This is a genomic window from Sutcliffiella sp. NC1 (assembly GCF_027594365.1).
Lineage (GTDB): Bacteria > Bacillota > Bacilli > Bacillales > Bacillaceae_I > Sutcliffiella > Sutcliffiella cohnii.
In genome coordinates this window covers 3,908,626-3,930,483 of the sequence record NZ_CP115153.1, presented here as the reverse complement: position 1 = coordinate 3,930,483, position 21,858 = coordinate 3,908,626, and the positions used below count along the sequence as shown (strand labels likewise).

At 35.6% G+C, this 21,858-nt stretch carries 18 protein-coding genes; 14 read left to right on the top strand and 4 right to left on the bottom strand.

Annotated features, from left to right (window positions below):
* The first annotated feature begins 16 nt into the window (after window positions 1-16).
* From O1A01_RS20405 to O1A01_RS20395, 3 genes are read left to right on the top strand one after another with little or no spacing between them, the layout of a single operon-like run.
* A complete protein-coding gene (locus O1A01_RS20405; protein ID WP_270064850.1) occupies window positions 17-1,039 on the top strand; it encodes a GlgC family sugar phosphate nucleotidyltransferase in 1,023 nt (340 codons plus the stop codon).
* Entirely contained in the window at window positions 1,036-2,490 is a 1,455-nt protein-coding gene (glgA, locus tag O1A01_RS20400) for a glycogen synthase GlgA (protein ID WP_270064849.1), read from the top strand. The genes O1A01_RS20405 and glgA overlap by 4 nt, the downstream gene beginning before the upstream one ends.
* Window positions 2,477-4,885, top strand: a complete 2,409-nt coding sequence (locus O1A01_RS20395; RefSeq protein WP_270064848.1) for a glycogen/starch/alpha-glucan phosphorylase — start codon at window positions 2,477-2,479, stop codon at window positions 4,883-4,885. The genes glgA and O1A01_RS20395 overlap by 14 nt, the downstream gene beginning before the upstream one ends.
* A 160-nt stretch (window positions 4,886-5,045) precedes the next feature.
* On the opposite strand, the gene O1A01_RS20390 is transcribed toward O1A01_RS20395, so the two are convergent.
* From O1A01_RS20390 to O1A01_RS20380, 3 genes are all read right to left on the bottom strand, one after another.
* The gene (locus tag O1A01_RS20390) at window positions 5,046-5,804 is read right to left on the bottom strand and encodes a lipase family protein (RefSeq protein WP_270064847.1); all 759 of its coding nucleotides are present in this window, start codon (window positions 5,802-5,804) and stop codon (window positions 5,046-5,048) included.
* Window positions 5,805-5,946: 142 nt separating this feature from the next.
* Window positions 5,947-6,714 carry a TraR/DksA C4-type zinc finger protein gene (locus O1A01_RS20385; RefSeq protein WP_270064846.1) on the bottom strand — a complete coding sequence of 256 codons (768 nt, stop codon included), beginning with the start codon at window positions 6,712-6,714 and terminating at the stop codon, window positions 5,947-5,949.
* Window positions 6,715-6,849: 135 nt separating this feature from the next.
* Complete coding sequence (locus tag O1A01_RS20380; RefSeq protein ID WP_270064845.1) at window positions 6,850-7,788, bottom strand: 1,4-dihydroxy-2-naphthoate polyprenyltransferase; 939 nt, start codon at window positions 7,786-7,788, stop codon at window positions 6,850-6,852.
* A gap of 267 nt (window positions 7,789-8,055) precedes the next feature.
* On the opposite strand from O1A01_RS20380, the gene O1A01_RS20375 reads away from it, so the two are divergent.
* The 9 genes from O1A01_RS20375 to O1A01_RS20335 all read left to right on the top strand — a co-directional run bounded on the left by O1A01_RS20375 (window position 8,056) and on the right by O1A01_RS20335 (window position 18,757).
* The gene (locus tag O1A01_RS20375) at window positions 8,056-9,456 is read left to right on the top strand and encodes an isochorismate synthase (protein WP_270064844.1); all 1,401 of its coding nucleotides are present in this window, start codon (window positions 8,056-8,058) and stop codon (window positions 9,454-9,456) included.
* A complete protein-coding gene (menD, locus tag O1A01_RS20370; protein ID WP_270064843.1) occupies window positions 9,440-11,197 on the top strand; it encodes a 2-succinyl-5-enolpyruvyl-6-hydroxy-3-cyclohexene-1-carboxylic-acid synthase in 1,758 nt (585 codons plus the stop codon). Before O1A01_RS20375 ends, menD begins: the two co-directional genes overlap by 17 nt.
* Complete coding sequence (gene menH / locus O1A01_RS20365; RefSeq protein ID WP_270064842.1) at window positions 11,197-12,009, top strand: 2-succinyl-6-hydroxy-2,4-cyclohexadiene-1-carboxylate synthase; 813 nt, start codon at window positions 11,197-11,199, stop codon at window positions 12,007-12,009. Before menD ends, menH begins: the two co-directional genes overlap by 1 nt.
* An 18-nt stretch (window positions 12,010-12,027) precedes the next feature.
* A complete protein-coding gene (menB, locus tag O1A01_RS20360) occupies window positions 12,028-12,846 on the top strand; it encodes a 1,4-dihydroxy-2-naphthoyl-CoA synthase (RefSeq protein WP_066415593.1) in 819 nt (272 codons plus the stop codon).
* Window positions 12,847-13,000: 154 nt separating this feature from the next.
* Complete coding sequence (locus tag O1A01_RS20355; protein WP_066415592.1) at window positions 13,001-14,470, top strand: o-succinylbenzoate--CoA ligase; 1,470 nt, start codon at window positions 13,001-13,003, stop codon at window positions 14,468-14,470.
* Between the two features lie 287 nt (window positions 14,471-14,757).
* Window positions 14,758-15,690 (top strand): metal ABC transporter solute-binding protein, Zn/Mn family, encoded by a 933-nt coding sequence (locus O1A01_RS20350; protein ID WP_094366161.1) that lies wholly within the window; start codon window positions 14,758-14,760, stop codon window positions 15,688-15,690.
* Between the two features lie 91 nt (window positions 15,691-15,781).
* Window positions 15,782-16,528, top strand: coding sequence for a metal ABC transporter ATP-binding protein (locus O1A01_RS20345; protein WP_270064841.1), 747 nt, complete (start codon window positions 15,782-15,784; stop codon window positions 16,526-16,528).
* A 10-nt stretch (window positions 16,529-16,538) separates the two neighbouring features.
* Window positions 16,539-17,873, top strand: a complete 1,335-nt coding sequence (locus tag O1A01_RS20340; protein WP_066415587.1) for a metal ABC transporter permease — start codon at window positions 16,539-16,541, stop codon at window positions 17,871-17,873.
* Entirely contained in the window at window positions 17,870-18,757 is an 888-nt protein-coding gene (locus O1A01_RS20335; protein WP_066415585.1) for a metal ABC transporter permease, read from the top strand. The genes O1A01_RS20340 and O1A01_RS20335 overlap by 4 nt, the downstream gene beginning before the upstream one ends.
* Window positions 18,758-18,794: 37 nt before the next feature.
* Here O1A01_RS20335 and O1A01_RS20330 read toward each other — a convergent pair whose 3' ends face one another.
* Window positions 18,795-18,962, bottom strand: a complete 168-nt coding sequence (locus O1A01_RS20330; RefSeq protein ID WP_084380401.1) for a DUF1540 domain-containing protein — start codon at window positions 18,960-18,962, stop codon at window positions 18,795-18,797.
* Window positions 18,963-19,226: 264 nt separating this feature from the next.
* On the opposite strand from O1A01_RS20330, the gene O1A01_RS20325 reads away from it, so the two are divergent.
* Together O1A01_RS20325 and O1A01_RS20320 are read left to right on the top strand one after the other, a co-directional pair.
* Window positions 19,227-20,141 carry a CobW family GTP-binding protein gene (locus O1A01_RS20325; RefSeq protein WP_270064840.1) on the top strand — a complete coding sequence of 305 codons (915 nt, stop codon included), beginning with the start codon at window positions 19,227-19,229 and terminating at the stop codon, window positions 20,139-20,141.
* Between the two features lie 206 nt (window positions 20,142-20,347).
* Window positions 20,348-21,829, top strand: coding sequence for a S8 family serine peptidase (locus O1A01_RS20320; protein WP_270064839.1), 1,482 nt, complete (start codon window positions 20,348-20,350; stop codon window positions 21,827-21,829).
* The last annotated feature ends 29 nt before the right edge of the window (window positions 21,830-21,858 follow it).

The window sequence follows — 21,858 nt, the reverse complement described above, 5'->3', positions numbered from 1 at the left end:
TATAGGGGGATGTGGAATGAATCAATCAATGTTAGGGATTATAGATGCAACTGCACAGAAAGAAGAAATTCAAGATTTAACAAGTAACCGCTCATTAGCGGCGGTTCCAATTGGAGGACGGTACCGTTTAATCGATTTTGTTTTATCCAATATGGTGAATTCTGGGATACAAAGTGTTGCGATATTTCCTCGCTATCAATATCGCTCTTTAATGGACCATCTTGGGTCAGGAAAAGAATGGGATTTAAATAGAAAAAGAGATGGACTATTCTTTTTTCCAAGTTCTGAAAAGGAATTATTAAATGGAGTAGGTTCATTTCATCAGTTCAGATCGAATATTGACTTCTTTCTAAGAAGTAAGCAAAAATACGTTCTCATTACGAATAGTCATACAGTTTGTAATATTGATTATAAGAAAATATTAGAGCGTCATCTGGAAAATCAATGTGATATTACGCAAGTGAATCAAAAAGGGAAAATGTTAGATATGTTCATACTTGAAAAAGATTTACTAATTAAACTGTTCTCTAATAAAGATTCAGGTTATCGAAATATTATGGATGTAGTAAAGGATCATAATCATAATTTAACAGTATGTGATTATGAGCATAACGGATATGTTGCAGTAGTAGATTCTATATCAAACTATTATTCTCACAGTCTCTCTCTATTAAATCCTAACATTTGGAAAGAATTGTTTCTACGTAATCGTCCAATTTATACGAAAGTAAAGGATGAGGCTCCAACTAAATATTCGAAAGATGCATATGTGAAAAATTCCTTAATTGCAAATGGCGCAATTATTGAAGGACATGTGGAAAACTGTATCGTCTTCAGAGGAGTAAAAATTGAAAAGGGTACAGTAGTTAAAAATAGTATTATTATGCAAAAAAGTGTCATAAAGGAAAATAGTGTTTTAGACAATGTTATTTTGGATAAAGATGTAAGAGTAGAACCAAAAACAATTTTAATTGGAAAAGTAGCTGAGCCGTTAGTATTGAAAAAAGGAACAGTACAAGGAGCGCTGATGAACTCGTGAACGTTTTATTTGTCGTATCAGAGTGTGTCCCTTTTGTAAAATCAGGGGGGCTTGGTGATGTATCAGGTGCGTTACCGAAAGAATTAAAAAATTTAGGGACAGATGTCAGGGTAATACTTCCTAAATACGGGCAAATTTCTCCTGAATATAAAGACAAAATGGAGAATATTGGGGTTATTTATATACAAGTTGGCTGGCGTCGACAATATTGTGGAATTGAAAGGTTAATAGTAGATGACGTTACGTATTACTTTATCGATAACGAATATTATTTTAATAGGGATTCTTTGTATGGTCATTTTGATGATGGAGAACGTTTTTCTTTCTTTTGCCGAGCAGTATTAGAAATTATACCTGTTATATCGTTTATTCCTGAAGTAATCCATTGCCATGATTGGCATACCGGAATGGTTAATTTCCTTTTGGAAAATGAATATAAATATGATGTTAGATATAAGGATATTAAAACTGTCTTTACTATTCACAATTTACAGTTTCAAGGCATTTTTCCACAACATATTTTAGGTGACTTATTAGGCTTAGATAACCGTTACTTCACTACAGAACAATTAGAGTTTTATGGCAATGTTAACTTTATGAAAGCTGCACTAGTTTCTTCGCATGCGATAACAACTGTAAGTCCAACGTATAAAAACGAAATACAAACCGAATTTTTTGGAGAAAGATTAGACGGTGTATTAAGGGAAAAGTCCCATCTATTAGAGGGAATAGTAAACGGAATAGATGAGGAAGTTTATAACCCGTTAAATGATCCAGTTATTGTAGCAAACTATTCTGTTCAACATACTGAGCCGAAATATGTAAATAAACAGCATCTACAAAAAATATGTCAATTACCCATACGACCAGAAGTTCCAGTCATTTCAATGGTAAGCCGTTTAACAAAGCAAAAAGGTTTAGATTTAGTAAAACATGTTTTTCATGAGGTGCTAGAAGAAGATGTCCAATTTATCGTTCTAGGGACGGGAGAAGATGAATTTGAACAATTCTTTAGACAGCTAGCAGCTCAGTATCCCCAAAAAGTGAAAGTTGTAATAGGGTTTAATGAAGATTTTGCTCATCAAATATATGCTGGAGCTGACTGCTTCTTAATGCCTTCTAAATTTGAACCATGTGGCCTTGGTCAACTAATAGCGATGAGATACGGCACGATACCAATTGTTCGTGAAACAGGAGGATTGAACGATACAGTTTTTCCTTATAATGAAGAAATAAATGAGGGAAATGGTTTTAGTTTTACAAATTATAATGCCCATGACATGTTATTTACGATACGTCGGGCAATTTCTTTATATAAAGAAAAAGAAGTATGGAATCGTCTTGTTAAAAACGCGATGAGTAGAGACTACAGTTGGGCAAGTTCAGCCTTTAAATACAACAAGTTATATTCATCTCTGTCGACGAGGAGGAACGTACATGTTCTCGAATAAAGAAAGTTTTAAAAGAGTGTATTTAAAAAAACTTGAAAGAATGTGCGGTAAAAAGTTTGACGAGTCTACGGTACGAGATCAATTTCAAACGTTAGGGAGTCTCATCAGGGAACATATAAGTCAAGATTGGATAGAAACAAATGAACGGTACCGTGCTGATAATGAGAAGCAGGTGTATTACTTATCGATTGAATTTTTACTTGGTCGCTTATTAGGTAGTAATTTGTTGAATTTAGGAATTCGTGATGTTGTAGAGGAAGGTTTAAATGATCTTGGAATTGATTTGCATCAGCTTGAAGAAATGGAAGCTGATGCTGGATTAGGTAATGGGGGATTGGGTAGATTAGCTGCCTGTTTCTTAGATTCGCTAGCTTCGTTAAACTTACCTGGGCACGGATGCGGAATCCGATATAAACATGGTCTGTTCGATCAAAAAATAGTGGATGGATACCAAGTTGAATTACCTGAGCAGTGGCTAAGGCATGGAAATGTATGGGAAGTGAGACGCCCTGAAAATGCAGTTGAAGTGAACTTCTGGGGAAAAGTCGAATCGTTTCAAGAGGATGGTAAGTGGATGTTTCGCCATGCAAATGGTGAGAAGGTTTTAGCTGTTCCATATGACGTACCTGTAATTGGCTACGAAACGAAAACAGTAAATACACTGCGACTTTGGAGTGCTGAACCTAGTCCATATCCACATACGAAGGATGTACTACAATATAAGCGAGATACAGAGTCAGTATCTGAATTTTTATATCCTGATGATACACATGACGATGGAAAGATTTTAAGGTTAAAGCAACAATATTTTTTAGTTGCTGCGAGTATAGGTAGTATTGTTCGTTCATACAGATTGAAAAATGGCCATTTAAGAGACTTCCATAAGCGGGTAACAATTCATATTAATGATACTCATCCCGTTTTAGCAATTCCAGAGTTGATGAGAATTCTATTAGATGATGAAGGTTTTAGTTGGGAAGAAGCTTGGGAAATTACGTCTAATACGATTTCATATACAAACCATACTACTCTCTCTGAAGCGTTAGAGAAGTGGCAGATTTCTATCTTTCGACCTCTATTGCCAAGGATTTATATGATCGTTGAAGAGATAAATGAAAGATATTGTAAAGAACTATGGAGTAAATATCCTGGTGACTGGCAGCGGATAGAGCAAATGGCGATAATTGCTCACGGATTAGTAAAAATGGCGCATTTAGCAATTGCGGGAAGTTATAGTGTCAACGGGGTTGCTAAAATCCATACGGATATTTTAAAAAAGAGAGAGATGCGTTTATTTTATGAGGCGCATCCGGAGAAGTTTAATAGTAAAACAAATGGTATTACACATAGAAGATGGTTAATAAAGTCGAATCCACAATTAACACAATTAATTAATGATTCAATTGGAAAAGCGTGGATTCATGAACCTAGTAAACTATCTTCACTAAAAGATCTAGCAACCGATCAATCGTTTCTTGAAGATCTTTCAAAAGTGAAACAAACGAGAAAACAAATACTGGCTAAGCGAATATTCGAGCAACAAGGGTTGAAAGTGGATACGGATAGTATTTTTGATGTGCAAGTTAAACGATTGCATGCTTATAAAAGGCAGCTTTTAAATGTACTTCATATCATGTATTTATACAACCGTTTGAAAGAAGACTCATCGTTTGAAATACATCCGCGTACCTTTATATTTGGTGCCAAAGCTTCACCTGGTTATTATTATGCGAAAAAAGTTATTAAACTCATAAACTCTTTAGCCGAGAAAGTAAATAATGACAAAGATGTCCGAGAACGATTAAAAATTGTGTTTTTAGAAAATTATCGTGTTTCGTTGGCAGAGGATATATTCCCAGCTGCAGACGTCAGTGAACAAATATCAACGGCCAGCAAAGAAGCATCTGGAACTGGAAACATGAAATTTATGATGAATGGTGCTGTTACATTAGGGACGTTGGATGGCGCTAATGTAGAAATTTTGGAAGAGGTTGGCCAAGAGAACATTTTTATTTTTGGCCTTAAAGCCGATGATGTTCTTCACTATCAGCAACATGGTGGCTATAATTCTTCCGAATATTACCATCATGATGGACGAATTGAGCAAGTGATGGAACAACTTATTAATGGATTTTTCCCTAACGTTCAAGACCATTTTGAACCGATTTATGACTCTTTATTAGTACAAAATGATGAATATTTTGTGCTAAAAGATTTTGGAGCATACGCAAAGATTCAAGAGCAGGTAAATGAAGCGTACCTTGATCGTACTAGGTGGTTAACGATGAGTGCCAACAATATTGCAGCTTCGGGCTATTTTTCAAGTGACCGAACGATTGCGCAATATGCAGAAGAAATATGGGGAATTACAAATAGTAGAGTGAAAAGCTATTGATGGTGAAGAGGGACAATACAATGTCCCTCTTTTTCTATTTTTAAGTAAACTGTTAACGAAGAGGCTGAGACAAGACTTATATGATTATGATAAAAATAGTTATGTTCCAATCTCTTCTTTTGCATCTGAAAACAGTGACTTGGCGGCGCTGGAGAAAAAATTAAAAAAGTGTAGGAAAGGAAGTGTTACCATTTCGGTTATCTTCTTTAACTGCAGCGATATATGTTTCAATGCTGTGGTTTTTTATTACAGAACCTTCTCTTTTTACAAATCGAATAGCGTTTGGAATATGGCGATAGTACCAATGTTGTTTTGAAATAGGACTGTACACCCGAGATGTTGGAACAAAAGGTACTAAGTCTAATAAATTAACAAATCGAATGGACGGAGGTCCCTGTTTCTTATACTCTTCTACGAAACCTTCATCTCCAACCCGAGGGCTACCATAGTTATACATAATTATAGATGAAAATAGTTTTTCTATGTTACATTCAAGTGCTAAAAGTGTAGCTAGTGCACCACCTAAACTGTGCCCAGTAATTAATAAGGTTTTCTTCTTTGATAGTGTTTCAAGAGTAGGAAATATTTCGTCTCTAACAGAATTATAAATCGATAAAAATCCACTATGGACTAAAGGAGAGGGAGAACAGTATGGGAAATGTTCTTGACTTACTTCAAGGTCTGAAATCCAATCAAGATTAGTTTGTGTACCCCTGAAGGCTACAACAATAACTTCTTCTGATTCAATTATAAAGCCAAACCATTCGGTTATATGGAATGAAACTCCTTTAAATTCTTTCGCTAGTTGAAAGCCTTGAGGTAAAGAAAATATACCATTTAGATGAAATTGGTCATATGCTAATTGACAACACTCTGCAAGTAAAACAGACCACTCTTTTGAAAAATGATCTATACGCAATAAAATAGCCCCTTTCCCATCCCTATAAAAAAAGGGTGTTACCAATAAATATGTGAAGGAATAGGGAAAAATGTAACAAAAACTGGTACAGAAATAAAGTATTATTCTGTACCAGCCAAATTCTAAATGACAAACTTTAGTGCTATTTATCTTCTTCTAAAGCCTCCTCTGTATAAGGATCCTTTTCATAACCAGGTAGGTCTCCAAATGAAGTCATAATCCCTTCTTCATCTAATTGTTGTTCATATTTTTCATGTTGATCGTTATTGTATACTTTAATTTCTTTTCCGTACATGTCTGTACCTATAAAGTTTTCAAAGTCTTCTACATAGCCTTCGTTTTCTCCGCTTTCCACGTATACGTCGTTATAATGGTCCACACCTCTATTGTCTAAATCAGATGGAGATTCACTTGTCCCATATTCAGATACAATCTGCCAAGTATCCTCAGAATCAAAAGTTACAGCTTCTTCATCATCGAACTCAAATTTGCCAAATGCAGGCATTAATACACCTTCTTCAACCGGTCGATTGTGTGAAACGATTTGATTTGGACTATGTTCTTTACAGTAAGTAGTAGAAGGAATCGCCTCTAGTCGCTCTTCATCAATATCCTTGCCACAAACTTCACATTTACCATACGTACCATTCTCCATTGCTTGGAGTGCATGATTAATATCAGCTAATTCTTTTTCCGTATGCTCATTTAAAGCGATATCTTTTTCACGTTCATATAATTCCGTCCCTAAATCACCTGGATGATTATCGTAAGCGGAAAGCTCACCTACAGAATTATAAGGATTTTCCCGCTCTAATTGGTAATGGTCATTTTCTTTAAAGCGTTCTTCGATTTCTTTTTTTGTATGGATTAATTCAGCTTTTAATTTAGCTAATTTGTCTTTTTGTATCATGTTAATCTCCTTCCTCCGATTACGAAGTGAAAGCAATTTTCACCATCTATTTGTATTATGAACGGAATGGGAGAAATAATGATTGGCAATATGTGAGTGAAAAATAAAAAGGACTGCCAGGCAGTCCTTTAAAAATTATATGAAATATCCAATTAATAAACCGATACATACTAAAAAGCCAAAGATTGTATTAGTTTTTGCAGTAGCTACCATTGCTGGCATCATGCTCACATTGCTGTTATTTTTTTTGAATTCTGTTACGGCTGTAATAGGCTTTCGAACAGATAAGAAAATTAATAAAGTCCAATAGGAAATGAAACCAATTAGAGCAAACGATACGATCAAGGCGAAAGAAATAATAAACATTCCCGCAAGGACCTTAATAGCATTGTCTCGACCAACTAGAATTGCTAATGTTTTACGACCGTTTTCTTTATCTCCATCTAAATCACGAATATTATTTGAAAGTAAAATAGCACCGACTAATATGGAAGCAGGAATAGAAACAAGTACTGCTGTAGTACTTACTGTTCCCGTTTGAATAAAGTAGGAAATGGCAATAATTCCAAATCCCATAAAGAAGCCTGATACAATTTCGCCAAATGGAGTGTAAGCTATTGGAAGAGGCCCACCTGTATATAGGTAGCCTACAATCATGCAAACTGTTCCAATTGCTGCAATCCACCATGTAGTTTCCATACAAATATAAACACCTAAAAGTACTGCTATACCATAGAATGTCAGAGCAATCGTCATGACCGTTTTAGGTGATATACCTTCTCGAACGATGGCTCCCCCAATACCGACAGAGTTCTCGTTATCTAATCCTCTTTTAAAATCATAATATTCATTAAACATATTCGTTGCAGCCTGAATGAGTAAGCTTGCAATTAGCATAGCTAAATATAATGGCCAATGGAGTGAAGTATCGTACATTGCTAAAACAGCACCAATCGTTACCGGAACAAAAGCAGCTGTTAATGTATGTGGACGCATTAAGTTCCACCATACTCTCCAACGCCTATTCGGTTGCATCATATTTGGTGTATTAGTTTGAATTGTTTGTGATTGCATTGTTGTTCCTCCTTCCCCAATATGGAGGTGAATGTTTTTTTGCATAACGTATAAATTATAAATACAGTTTAAGTTTAAGTAAAGGTTTAATTAGTGTCAACGATTAAGTAGAAGAAACAAAGGGAACGTTTGGAAAACATACATTTATATAGAAGAAAAAAGTTGAAAGCGGTTCATTTTATTGACATAAAAGTAATGACAGGTGTATCTTAAAAGGAGTGATTAAGAGACTTTTGTCTTACGGTTAAAGTTTTTGGGGGGAGCAAATTGGTTACGTTACAGAAGAGCAAGTGGAAACATTTTTGGAACGGCTGGGATTCATTAAATAGAAGCAAAGAAGTTTTATATAGTTATACAAAGAAAATAAGTGAAATTAATCCCCTACAATTCTTCCACAATGGAAGTGCTAATTTTAAAGGTCAACGCTTTTTTTGGACAAATAGAGCACGTAATGAAATGATTGTGGGCTTAGGAATTACGTTGCAATTTAGTTCAAATGAAAATGGAAAAGAAAGATATCTTGAAATCGAAAAAAGATGGAAGCAAATTGTTGCTAATTCTTTTTGTCATTCTCCGAATTCACATATTGGACCATATATGTTTGGAGGGTTTTCATTTGACCCTAAGAGAGAGCGGACACCGTTATGGGAAAAGTTCGCGCATACGGAATTTGTATTACCGACCGTTATGCTTACCATAAAAGACGATGAATCATTTTTAACGTATAATTTTTTTACAGATACGTCGAAGGAAAAGGTAAATCAAACTCTTTTGCTTGAGGAAGCCTTATTAAAGGATGGAACGCATTCTTACGGCTCTTCTGAACTCTCTTCCTTTTTGGAAATGGATCCTATAGAGTGGAAGCAATCTATAGAAGAAGTGAAGCGAAGAATTGTAGCTGGTCATATGGATAAGGTGGTCCTTGCAAGAGAATTAAGGACGAAATTTCTTGATTCAATAAATGTTGAAAGTGTACTAAGTATTCTACTAGAAGAACAACCAAGCTGTTATGTATTTGCATTTGAACGCGAGGATAATTGCTTTATTGGGGCAAGTCCAGAACAATTGGTTCAAAAAGAAAGTGAGATAGTAAAGTCGATGTGTTTAGCTGGATCGATTGCACGAGGAAAAACAATAGCTGAGGATGAAAATTTAGGAGATACGCTACTATCAGACAGTAAAAACCTACAAGAGCACGATTTTGTCGTACAAATGATTAGTAACTCGCTTAAAGCAGTATGTCAACAAGTAACAACAGGTGATCGTCCTAAATTGTATAAATTAAAGCACATCCAACATTTATTTACATCTGTGATAGGGGAGCTAAAGGATGACGTGTCCATATTTCAACTAATTGAAAGGCTTCACCCAACACCTGCACTTGGTGGCTACCCGAAAGAGATATCATTAGAAACGATAAGAGAGGTAGAAGTGCTTGACCGTGGATGGTATGCAGGTCCAATCGGCTGGATGAATTTGAAGGGTGATGGCGAGTTTGCTGTTGCCATACGTTCTGCTCTCCTACAAGAGAAGGAAGCTTCCTTATTTGCAGGTTGTGGAATTGTAGAAAACTCTGATCCAGAGAGTGAATATGAAGAAACTAGAATTAAATTTAAACCGATGCTATCGGCTTTAGGAGGCATCCGTCATCATGACAGCAACGAGTGAGTTAACTTATTATATTGGAGCCTTTGTGGATGAGCTCGTGAAAAGCGGTGTTAACGAAGTAGTTATTAGTCCAGGTTCACGTTCAACACCTATAGCCATCATGATGGCTGAACATCCCAATTTAAATATTAAAGTTTTAATCGATGAACGGTCAGCAGCATTTTATGCATTAGGACTTGCCAAAGTAACTGGAAAGGCAGTTGCACTTTTATGTACTTCAGGTACAGCTGCAACTAACTACTACCCAGCAATTGTTGAAGCGTATTACTCGAGAATTCCGCTAGTAGTTATTACAGCAGACCGACCGCATGAACTGAGAGACGTTGGTGCTCCGCAAGCAATTGATCAAATAAAACTTTATGGTGATTACGCAAAGTGGTTTGTAGAAATGTCACTACCATCAGAAGACAAGGGAAAACTACAGTATGTGAGGACTGTTGCAGCTAGAGCAACCGGGACAGCACTTGCAGCACCATCAGGTCCAGTACATTTAAATTTCCCTTTAGCTGAGCCACTTGTACCAGATTTAAGTTTAGAAAAAATTTGGACAAGACATCATGAAAAAGTGCTCTCCATTATGGAAAATAATTTAGGTAAATTAACAATTACGGAATCTGAAGCTATAAAAATTTCAACACTGTTGTCCGAAAACAAGAAAGGTGTTATTGTTTGTGGTGAAATAAAAGATGACGAGCACCTGCGTGCCCAAATTGTAGCACTTGCAGAAAAATTACAATACCCAATCTTAGCTGATCCACTTTCTCAATTAAGAAGTGGAGTACATCGTAAACAAGTCATTGTAGAAGGATACGATGCTTTTTTACGAGGTGAACATGCTCTACAGGAACTTAAGCCTGAAGTGATTATTCGCTTCGGTTCGATGCCTGTTTCTAAGTTTTTAAGCTTATACATAAAAAAGACTGACTGTTTACAGTTAATTGTAGATGGAGATGGTACGTGGCGGGACCCAACGTTACAAGCTACCCATATCATTCATAGCGACGAAGCTTTATTTTGTGAGGCGATTTTGCCAAAATTACCAGTAGTAAATGAGCAGGCTGATTGGTTAAATAAATTTTTATTAATAAATGAAACAACAAAAAAGGTGTTAACCAATCATTTAGATGATGTTCCACTATTTGAAGGAAAAGTAATCTCACAATTACAGCAAATCTTACCGGCTTCTTCTTGCTTATTTGTTGGTAATAGTATGCCAATTCGTGATTTAGATACTTTCTTCTTCACAAATGATAAACGTATAAAATTACTTGCTAACAGAGGAGCGAACGGAATAGATGGCGTTGTTTCTTCTGCATTGGCAGCAAGCTCTGTTCATGAACATACTGTTTTAGTCATTGGTGATTTGTCCTTCTATCATGATATGAATGGATTACTCGCTGCAAAATTATTAAATTTAAATATTACCATCGTATTAATTAATAATAACGGTGGCGGGATATTTTCCTTCCTCCCTCAGTCGAAAGTGGAAAAGCATTTTGAAGCGTTATTTGGTACCCCTACCGATTTACCTTTTGGACATGCTGTTGCTCTTTACAATGGTCAATACGACAAAGTCGAAAATTGGCAGGATTTCCACGAAAAAATGGAGCACGCTTTTTCGACTAAAGGACTGAACGTTATTGAAGTTTCGACAAATCGATTGGAAAATGAGCAGCTTCATCGAAAAATGTGGGAAAATGTTTCCCGGGAAATCCAACTGTCAAGAAAGAAGGAATTTTGATGAAAATAAGAGATGTCGAATATTTTGTTCGAACAATTGGTAATGGGCCAAAACATCTCCTATTTCTTCACGGTTTTACTGGACAACATAGTAATTGGAGTAAAATAATTGATCATTTTAACGATAAATCAAAATTTACATTTATACTAGTAGATTTACTAGGGCATGGTAAAAGCGATTCTCCACTTCCTCATCACCGTTATTCAATGGAACACACACTGGAGGATTTAAAGGAGATTATCGAGTCTTTAGGGTATAATAAGGTAACAGTTGTAGGGTATTCTATGGGAGGCAGGATTGCTTTATCTTTCGCGAATCGTTATCCACACTTAGTTAATAAACTTGTTTTAGAAAGCGCGTCTCCTGGACTTCGAACAGAGATAGAAAGAAAAGATAGAGTAGTACAAGATGAATTACTAGCTTTAAAAATTGAAAATAATGGGTTAGATTCGTTTGTCGATTTCTGGATGAATATCCCTTTATTCGCATCTCAAAAACAATTTTTAGACGATGAAAAATGGGAAGCTATTCGTAAGCAAAAATTGCAAAATAATGAAAAGGGTCTCGCAAATAGTTTGCGTGGAATTGGCACAGGTTGCCAACCACCTTTATGGGACCACCTTCCCCTTCTTTCGCTTCCAGTTTTAATCCTAACAGGAGAACTTGACCAGAAGTTCGTAAAAATAGGGAAAGAAATGAATGATTTGTTACCAAATGCAACTTTTTATAAATTTTTAGAAGCAGGACATGCAATTCATGTGGAACAAGCCGAAAAATTTGGTAAAATAGTAAGTGAGTTTTGTCGAAATTAAGTTAGAGGAGGAAGAGTAATGGCAATTGAATGGGTAACAGAACGTGAGTATGAAGATATTTTATATCAAACATATAATGGAATTGCAAAGATCTCTATTAACAGACCAGAAGTACATAACGCATTCCGTCCGAAAACAGTACATGAGCTAATTGATGCATTTTCTCGCGCTAGAGACAACGCAGATGTTGGTGTAATTATTTTATCTGGTGAAGGCGGCAAGGCATTCTGTTCAGGTGGCGACCAAAAAGTACGTGGACATGGTGGATATGTTGGAGAAGATGAAATTCCTCGTCTAAATGTCCTTGATTTACAACGTTTAATACGGGTAACACCTAAACCAGTTGTTGCGATGGTTGCTGGTTATGCAATTGGTGGGGGACATGTACTCCACATCGTTTGTGACTTAACGATTGCTGCTGATAATGCTGTCTTTGGACAAACAGGACCTAAAGTTGGTAGCTTTGATGCCGGTTACGGTTCAGGATATTTAGCTCGCATCGTAGGTCATAAAAAAGCTCGTGAGATTTGGTACTTATGCCGCCAATATAACGCACAAGAAGCGTTAGATATGGGCTTAGTAAATACTGTTGTTCCTCTAGAGGAATTAGAAGCAGAAACTGTTAAATGGTGTGAAGAAATGTTAGAGAAAAGTCCAACAGCTCTTCGTTTCTTAAAAGCTGCATTCAATGCAGACACAGATGGTTTAGCTGGTATTCAGCAATTTGCTGGAGATGCTACTCTTCTTTACTACACGACTGACGAAGCAAAAGAAGGTCGAGATGCCTTTAAAGAGAAGAGAAAACCAGACTTTGGACAATTCCCACGTTTCCCTTAATATTAAGGAAAAGTTAGGATGTCTCTTAAACTTAAGGGTTTAAGAGGTATCCTTCTTTTATTTCTGGATTCTAAACAAAGTTTGTTTGAATGGGCTATTTCAAGTGTATATGCTTACATTCATGAATTGCCCCGTATGAAAGGAAGGGATTTTTATGGAATTGGTACTACCCAATTTTCTAGAAAAAAGGGCCCAAATATCACCTGCAAAAATGGCAATTAAGACTGAAACGAGTAGCATAACGTTTGAGCAACTATTTACACGCAGTAAAGAATTAGCATATAAAATAGCATCATTTGGAATACGAAAAGGAGATTATGTCTCCATTTATATGGAAAACAGTTTAAATCTAATGGAACTAATCTTTGCTTTAAAAAATATTGGCTGTATTACTGTTTTACACAATACTCGATTAACAGTTGAAGAGTTAACATATCAAGTAAAGGATTCTGATTCGAAAATAATCATAACGGATGAGGAGAAATGTTCGCTATTACAAGAACCTTGGAATCATTCCTTTGTATACTCCTTTTCAACCATTGACAATACTGTGAAATATGAAGAGGTTCCAATACAACACGAATTTAACCTTTCTGATACAGATACTATCATGTATACATCAGGAACAACCGGTTTTCCAAAAGGGGTAAAACAGACTTACGGTAATCATTATTGGAGTGCGACAGCATCCGCTTTAAATTTAGGGATAAGAGAAGATGATTGTTGGCTAATTGCAGTTCCATTATTTCATATAAGTGGACTTTCTATTTTGATGCGCGGTGTGATTTATGGAATGGAGGTTGTCTTACATACTAAATTTGATCCGAAAAAAGTAAATAAAGCTATTCGGTCGGAAAAAGTGACAATTATATCTGTTGTCACGACTATGCTTTCCAAATTAGTTGACGAATTAGGGGAAGAGAGCTATCCAACGTCCTTTCGATGTATGTTAGCTGGAGGCGGTCCTGTTCCTTTATCAATGTTGGAAAGATGTCATGAAAAAAACATACCAGTCGTTCAAACTTATGGCATGACGGAAACATGCTCACAAATTGTTACATTATCTGCAACGGATGCAATATCCAAAGTCGGTTCTAGTGGAAAAGCGTTATTTCCTTGTCAATTAAAAATTGTTGTAGACGGCGTCGAACAGGGCCCAAATTCTCCTGGAGAAATTGTAGTAAAAGGTCCTAATGTGACAACAGGTTATCTCCATCGTGCTAGTTTTGAAGATGGATGGTTATATACAGGAGATATTGGCTATCTAGATGATGAAGGTTTTTTATATGTCTTAGATAGAAGAAGTGATTTAATCATATCAGGTGGGGAAAATATATATCCAGCCGAAATTGAAAGTGTGCTTCAATCTCATCCTGATGTTATAGACTCGGGTGTTACGGGTGTCGAAGATGAAAAATGGGGCGAAGTTCCAAACGCTTTTGTCGTTTTAAAGTCAGGTGCCAAAACGACGAAAGAAGACATCATGAACTTTTTATACGATAGACTTGCGAAATATAAAATACCGAAACGAATTATGTTTGTAGATACATTACCACGTAATGCGACAAATAAATTACAAAGAAGAAAATTAAAAGATCTACTACATCAAAACGGAGCTAACTAGTTGAACACTATGTTAGCTTTTTTTCTTTGTATAAAAGCTATATTAAAAAGTAAAAAAATAAATCAACTTTTCAAAAAAATATATTGACAAAAGTTTGCTCAAGGTTTAATTTTTGTATTAGGGAAACTTTTTGTGATATAGTCTAAAAAAATGCATATAATCAAATAAGTGTTTGCACCACATAAAAAAGACTGCATACATTAATTTTAGCTTATGTCTTTTTTTACATTATTTTTTGCCTTAAGGAAACTTTTATATCCTAATACAAAAAAGGGGAGTTAGGGAAAATGAATCTTATTAAAAAGTTTTTAGTAATATCCGTAGTTGGTTGCATGTTACTATTCGTAGGTTGCTCATCAAATAACACAAGCTCTGAGGAAAGAAATGAAATTCACGTAACAACTACAATTGCACAAATTGCAGATGTTGTTAAAAATGTTGGAGGAGAAAAAGTTAAAGTTGAATCATTAATGGGCCCTGGTATTGACCCACATGCATATAATGCTTCTCAAGGTGATATTTCGAAACTAAGTAATGCTGACATTATTTTTTATAATGGTTTAAATTTAGAAGGAAAAATGGGAGAAATATTTAAAAATATGGAAAAAGACAAACCTACTATTGCAGTAGCGGAAACGATACCTGCACATTTATTGTTAGAGGATGAAGAAGAGGCTGGTATGCCTGATCCTCACGTGTGGTTTGATATAAACTTATGGATTCATGTAGTGGAAGCTATTAAAGAAGAGCTTATTAAGCTTGATAACGATAATAAAGAGTTTTATGAAAAAAATGCGGATAGCTATATAGCTGAAATAACGGATTTACACGAATGGGCAATAGAAGAAATAAAATCGATCCCTGAAGAGAGTAGAGTATTAATTACAGCTCATGACGCTTTTCAATATTTCGGTAGTGCGTATAGCATTGAAGTAATGGGCTTACAAGGATTAAGTACAGATGCTGAATATGGCTTGCACGATGTTCGTGAATTAATCGAGGTTATTACAACACGCAATATAAAAGCAGTTTTTGTAGAAAGTAGTATATCCGATGAATCTATAAGATCTGTTGTGGAAGGTGCAAAAAGCAGAGGCCATGAAGTAGTTATAGGTGGAGAACTATACTCAGATGCAATGGGAGATGCTGGAACAGAAGAAGGAACGTATATAGGAATGTTTAAACATAATATAAGAACCATTGTAGATGCACTTAAATAATATGGGAGGAGTGGGTATTTGAGAAATTGTATGTCAAATGCCCATCCTTCTTAATTGTTTCATTAACGTTAAGGATGTGAAGAAAAATATTATGGACCCATTAAAAGTGGAAAATTTAACTGTTGCGTATAATCGAAAACCTGTTTTAAAAGAAGTAAGCTTTTCGATTCCTGAAGGAAAGCTAATTGGAATAATAGGTCCAAACGGTGCCGGAAAATCTACTTTAATAAAAGCAATACTGGAATTAATTCCGAGAGCAACAGGGCATGTAACTATATACGATAGGCAATATAAAAGTCAAAGAAAATTAATTGGTTATGTACCGCAAAGAGGCTCTGTTGATTGGGATTTCCCAACAAATGCCTTAGATGTAGTATTAATGGGGAGATATGGGCATATCGGTTGGTTTAAGAGGCCAAACAAAAAGGACATTGCTTATGCTCTTGAATGCCTTGATAAAGTTGGAATGGAAGAATATGCTAAACGTCAAATTAGCCAACTTTCAGGAGGTCAGCAACAGAGAGTGTTTCTTGCTAGAGCGTTAGCACAAGATGCTAGCATCTATTTTATGGATGAACCGTTTGTAGGGGTAGATGCAGCAACGGAGAAGGCAATCATTACAATTTTAAATGAATTAAAAGAACAAGGGAAAACAGTACTAGTCGTACATCATGACTTACAAACTGTTAAAGAATATTTTGACTGGGTATTACTTCTAAACTTACGTAAAGTAGCACTAGGGCCTACTAATGAAGTCTTTACAATTGAAAATTTACAAAAAACATATGGTGGGAGATTAGCGTTTTTAGATCAAAATAATACGCTAATCGAACAGTAGGGGTGAAAATATGGATTTCCTCTTACAAATGCTTCAAGATCCCAATGTACAATGGGTATTAATTGGTACGTCCTTGTTAGGTATCGCCAGTGGTGTTTTAGGTAGTTTTGCTTTACTAAGAAAGCAAAGCTTATTAGGAGATGCGATGGCCCATGCCGCTTTGCCTGGTATTTGTATTGCATTTCTTATTTATGGGGCTAAGTCTATGTCGTGGTTTATGATTGGTGCCGCCTTATCTGGTTTAATAGGTACTTATTGTATTCAAGCGATAATTAAGCACTCGAGAATTAAGGAAGATACAGCGATTGGATTAGTATTAAGTGTGTTTTTCGGATTAGGAATTACGTTATTAACTTACATTCAACAGCTAGGTAAAGGGAATCAAGCAGGCTTAGATTCTTTCATTTTTGGGCAGGCAGCTTCAATTGTAGGCAGTGATGTAAACATTATAACAACTGTTTCTATAATTCTTATAGCAACTACCATTCTATTATTCAAAGAATTAAAGTTAATAACTTTTGATGCACAATTTGCACAAGGAATTGGGTTACCTGTTAAATGGCTAAATGGCTTATTAATGACTTTAATTGTCTGTGCGGTAGTGATTGGTCTTCAAGCAGTTGGAGTTGTTCTAATGGCGGCGATGTTAATTACTCCGGCAATTTCTGCAAGGTATTGGACAGAAAGGCTAGATTATATGGTTATTATTTCAGGAGTCATTGGAGGTGTGTCTGGAGTAATAGGAACCCTTCTTAGTACCCTAACTAGAGGAATGCCTACCGGGCCATTAATTATTCTAGCAGCAACTATGATGTTTTTGTTTTCCTTATTATTTGGTGTAAAAAGAGGAGTGCTATTCCAAGCATATAAACTATTAATGGTCAGAAAACAAGTTGTACTAGAAAACATCCTAACTAGTTTATATAATGAGACAGAAAAATCATTAGCTTCTTCCAATTGTATAGGTGTTGTTAATATTAAAGAGAGTGAAAACTCCTTATTCACTCCTTTTATTTATAAAAGATTAATGAAGGAAAAATTAATTTCTATAGACGAAAACTATCAAATTTATTTAACCGAAAAAGGGTTATTTATAGCGCATGAAATTGTGTTAAAAGAAAGATTATTAGATATGTATTTAATGAATGAAAGTCAATTTCCAGAATTAAATTGGCGAGAAAGTGGATATAATGTGCTCAACGAACCAAAAGAATTAATACAACAGCTAACACATTTACTCAAAGAATTCGGAAGAGAACCGATTGCCTTATCATTATATCAATTAAAAAATAGTAAAGAACGAAACTACCAAATGATAAGCAAAAGGGAGGCAGGACATTCATGACGTACGAAGCATGGATTATCGTAACTGGTTCTCTCGTCGGTATTACTTGTGGTATTACTGGATGCTTTCTAATTTTAAGAAAGATGGCTATGTTAGCAGATGCAATTAGTCACACTGTTTTACTTGGAATCGTAGCAGCGTATTTGGTTAGCAGTAGTATGGAAGGAATCTATATGTTTGCTGGTGCTATAATTGTTGGTTTGTTAACAGCATTTTTTGTACAGCTCCTCCATTCCTCAGGAGTTCAATCAGATGCTGCAATAGGGGTAGTCTTTACTTCCTTATTTGCACTTGGAGTAGTACTAATCTCTCTTTATGCTGGCAGAATTCATTTAGATGTGGATCATGCTCTAATGGGTGAGATTGCCTTCGTACCGTGGAATACTTGGGAAATAGGTGGAGTGGATTTAGGACCAATAGCAGTTTGGATGTTAGGGATAGTTCTTTTCATTAACCTCACTTTAATCGTAATTTTCTATAAGGAATTAAAAATAACCTCGTTTGATCCTGAAATGGCAACAGCGATTGGAATTCCGGTTATGTTTATTCATTACGTACTGATGGGAATGCTTTCTATAACAACCGTTGCTTCTTTTGATAGCGTTGGTGCTATACTAGTTGTTGCTATGTTAATAGCCCCTGGAGCAAGTGCATATTTATTAACAGATAGACTAAGTATTATGTTACTACTAAGTGCTTTACTTGGTGTTCTAGCAGCAGGTTTAGGGTATTACGCAGCATCTATTTTAAATGTGTCTATTTCAGGTTCAATGGCAACAATGGCAGGGATTCTTTTTGTTTTATGCTTTTTCTTCTCCCCGAAACATGGGATTTTTATTAAATGGTTAGTTCGTAAAAAATTCGTTCAATCGAGCTCCAATTAAGAGCAGTTCCAGTGTAAATCTGGAACTGCTACTTTTTTTACATGCTAGTGCTTGGTTCAAATGTTTTACAATCCGTTTCCTTCGAATCAGATGCTTCAGTACCTCTATGTGATACAACATAAATGGCATCTGCATTACAAAGGTTTCCTTGTCCCCAATAGTGACAGTTTTTCACTTCACATAAAACTTCAACTTCTCTTCCCATTGTTGTGCCCCCTTTTTCAGAAGATACAACATTATTATGTATCGTCAAAAAGAAGATAATTCTGTTAATAAGTGGGAGTGCAAGGTGCATTTTCCTCAACGTGTCTTTTCATATTATACTCACCATTTATTTATTTCAGTGGTTATTCAAATATTACATAAATCGTAATTGTTACGCTTTATGTTATAATAAAGTATACAATAATGAGTATGAAAGCGATAAATGGGAATAACGATAATAGAGGGAAAAATAAGGAGGAAGGTCATGAAAAAGATACCTGTCTACGTTATTAGTGGATTTTTAGGTAGTGGAAAAACAACGGTTTTACTTCACATGATTAACCACTTCAAAAAGGAGAATAAACAGCCTGGCATTATATTAAATGAACTAGGAGATGAAAACGTAGAGAAACATCTCTTTAGTGAAGAAAAGATGATTGAACTTTTAAATGGCTGTATATGTTGTACGATCCAAGGTGATTTAAAGGGTACGCTCCAATCATTAAAAAATGAGCCCATTGATGTGTTACTAATTGAAGGAACCGGTGTAGCAAACCCGTTAGAAATCCGAGACATACTTTTTGATCCTCATTTTATTGATACGTTTGAGCTACAATCTATGATAAGTATCGTTGATGCAAGTCACTATTTAGAATATCAAAGCTTTTTTGCAAGTTCTAAAGAAATTAGAGCACTCCTTAAGGAACAGATTGAAGCTGCTTCCTTACTTATTATAAATAAAATTGACTTAGTATCTGAAAAAGAATTGAAAAAGGTAGAGAGAAAAATCTTACTTGAGATGAATCGAGATATTCCGATGTATCAGACGACTCATGGAGAAATTCCACTTGAAATATTGTTAGAAAAAAGGGTACATGTTGTAGAGGTGAGTGAACAAGATCACCATCATCACCATCATATTGAAGCAATAAAAATGAAGTGGGCTAAACCAATTACTCGCAAGCAGCTAGAAGAAAAGTTAAAGTCATTAGCAACGAAAGTAATTAGGGCAAAAGGGATTGTTTATTTAGATACGTCAAATGACTTATATGAATTTCAATACGCAGCTAAGCAATTATCTGTACATAAAATTAATGAGAATGAATCACCTAAAATTATTTTAATCGGGAAAGATTTATCAAAGGAAGAAATAGAGAGGCTTTTTCAAGAGGAGAATTAAATGAAGCGTAAAAGAGTGTATATATCTCTTATACGCTTTTTTGCGTTTTTTAATAACATTCTACTTATTTTCAATAAAAAAAGAGTAGAAAAACCTATTTTGAATATTTTGAAAATTAGTGCTATCGGTTGACGCATTTTTCCTACTTATACAATAAAATAGGGTTGTCTAAGTTAAATAGACTTTTATTATAGGGAGGGAATGGAATGGCAAAGGTGTTGAAATCAATTTTTTCCGCAACATTAGTATTAATTTTAGCTTTTTCTTCATTAAGTTTTGGGAACACTTCCACAGTTAACGCATCACTTCATGAACAGCGACTGTTAGTAGTATTTCAGTCGGAGAATTTACCTTCAAATGTGAATACACTTGTTTCAAAAGCAGGAGGACAAATTACATATGAAGTACCACAAATTGGTGTAATTGAAGTTGCAACAAATAATCCAGGAACTTTTCTAAAAGAAATGTTGAAAAATAAACAAGTGTTATCTATTGGACCTTCCGTAGAAGTAAATCTTGAATTACCTGAATTTGAAACAGATGGTAACGAGGTAGAAACAAACACTAATATTATCGAGAATATTTGGGAATCGGGTTATCAATGGGATATTGAGCAGGTGACAAACAATGGGGCTAGCCATAGTATTAATAAAGAGGGAAGAAGTGAAGTGGTTGTAGCTGTTATCGATACAGGATTTGATTTTAATCATCCGGATCTAGTTGCAAATGTTGATCTAGAAGGATCTAAAACATTCGTACCTGGGACAACTGACTCTTGGGATTGGAATAGTCATGGTACTCACGTAGCAGGTACAATTGGTGCTGATGGTAGAATGAAAGGGGTAGCACCTGGTGTTACATTACGTTCTTATCGAGTTTTTGGAGCTACCGGTGGGGCACAACAAATTTGGATTACGGATGCGATTATTGCTGCTGCAAATGACGGTGTCGATGTTATTAATATGAGCTTAGGTGGTACGCGACTTCTTGGTCAATGGTTCTATACAAATCCAAATACTGGTGAAAAAATAAGAGGTGGCAATAGCGCAGCAGATTATACAGCGTATACACGTGCAGTAAGATATGCTGTGAAAAAAGGGGCTACAGTAGTAGCATCCGCTGGAAATTCATCTTACGATTTAAGTAATCCTTCTAAAGTCGCGGAAAAAATAAATGAAGGCAGAACAGACGGTTGGGAAGCAAAAGGAGCAGTATTTTATGTACCTGCTCAAATACCAGGAGTAGTAACAGTTTCTTCTATTGGTGCTGGTTTTGGTACTGAAAATAGATTAGCGTACTATTCTAACTATGGAAACGGAGCTATTGATCTTGGGGCTCCAGGTGGAGACCTAGGTCCAAACAATCAAGGTGGAAGTAAACATTTAGTTTTAAGTGCAGTCCCAACGTATATGACATTTAATACAGCGAGAGGATTAGAAGCTAAAGCATTATTTGGAGAAGGCTATGGTTGGAAAGGTGGCACATCAATGGCTGCTCCTCAAGTTTCTGGAGCCGCGGCAGCGTACATCGCTAGTGTATTAGCGGATACGGGTAAAAAACCATCCCCAATGCAAGTACAAACACGTCTACAGCAAACTGCTGTTGATGCTGGAAAAAATGGGTATGATGAAATTTATGGTCATGGTATTGTAAATGCACACCAAGCGTTATTAAGAAATAAAAAATAAACGAAAGAAAAGGAAGGGGGATGTTACAA